This is a genomic window from Vibrio sp. 2033, from assembly GCF_033339735.1.
In genome coordinates this window covers 1-1,335 of record NZ_JAWOVC010000087.1, presented here as the reverse complement: position 1 = coordinate 1,335, position 1,335 = coordinate 1, and the positions used below count along the sequence as shown (strand labels likewise).

At 43.1% G+C, this 1,335-nt stretch carries 1 protein-coding gene; it reads right to left on the bottom strand.

Annotated elements, in window-relative coordinates; all coding sequences use genetic code 11:
• Window positions 1–219: 219 nt before the first annotated feature.
• Window positions 220–1,257 carry an IS110 family transposase gene (locus R7P74_RS24780; RefSeq protein ID WP_161440720.1) on the bottom strand — a complete coding sequence of 346 codons (1,038 nt, stop codon included), beginning with the start codon at window positions 1,255–1,257 and terminating at the stop codon, window positions 220–222.
• Window positions 1,258–1,335 lie beyond the last annotated feature (78 nt).

Sequence of the window (1,335 nt, the reverse complement as noted above, 5' to 3'; positions counted from 1 at the left end):
GTATATGGACTCCCGAGTTATTACAACTTGTTTAGCGAGAATAGATTAGATGCATGCGTATATTCGGGTTTTAATGAGTAGCTAACTCGACCCTAGATGTATTCGCACCTTGATGCCATTTCGCGAGCGCGGAAATAATCCAAAGGAATGATCTGGCTCTTCAAGGTCGGTCTTACCTGTTCTTCGCTATATCAAGATGTAAATAACGTCTTTGACTTACTACTCGTAAGTTAGAGGCACTTGATACTCACTGCCATAATGAAGCAATGCCCAAGCTGTTCTTGTGGTCTTATTTGCTAAAGCAACCGCGGCTTTCATTAACCCTGCACGCTGAATCAGTGACTTGAGCCAAGTCTCTTTAACATTCCTTGGCTCTCGTTTATTTACAACCTTCGCAACAGCAAGCGCTCCCTGTATCAAGCTTGAACGTAACTTCTTCTGTCCAACTTTTTTGCTGATACCCAAAAGGGTAACTCTTCCTCCAGTACTATGCTGTTTTGGAGTAAGTCCAATACAAGCCGAAGCCTCTCGACCATTTTTGAAGTTACCGCCATTGGCTCCTAACGAAAGATAAAGCCCTAAAGCATTGACTGGACCAACGCCCTCTAGAGCTTCAAGTTTTCTACATGCATCATGGTGCTTGAGGTGTTGGGTTAAGCTCGTTTCTAAATCTGCCCTCTTTTTTGCTAAGGTCTCATGCAAATGAAATGCGTTTGCTATGTGCTCTCTTAAGATATCAGGAAGTGAGTTCTGACCATCTTCCAGAATTTCAATAATGTGCCTTTTAAAGGCGCTATGTCCTTTGGGGATATTGAAGCCAAACTCTGAAAGCAAGGAGCGAACCATGTTACTTGTCGCTGTCATCGAATCGGTTAAGTGCTGTCTTATTCTATCGATCGATTGTAGTGCCTGTTCATCAATAGATTTTAAAGCGACAAAACGGGCGTTAGCTTGCTGAGATGCAACAGCAATCGCTGTTGCATCATTCTTATCTGTTTTTTGTCCCGTTCGATATGCCGTGACATATTTTGGGGCAATGAGGCAAACCGAATGCCCATGGTTGCAGCAGAACCGTCCCCAATAATGGGCTGTAGAGCATGCCTCCATAACCACGGTCGTTGGAGGTTGTTGTATTAACCAAGCTTTTAATTTTTCGCGAGTAAATACTTTATTAAACTCATCAGAGCTTCCTTGAAGCTTACAAACTTGGAAAGAGTGCTTTGCTAAATCAATGGCGATAGTAGTAGACTTTTTCATGTATGGACTCCTTAGATTTAGGCTTTGACACCATAAATTCTAGCTCCCTCCAGAGGGAGGGAGTCCATACATCGCGAG

Bases quoted from the DNA above. Each gene is read 5' to 3' on its own strand.
- R7P74_RS24780 (WP_161440720.1), bottom strand. From the start codon at position 1,257: ATGAAAAAGTCTACTACTATCGCCATTGATTTAGCAAAGCACTCTTTC.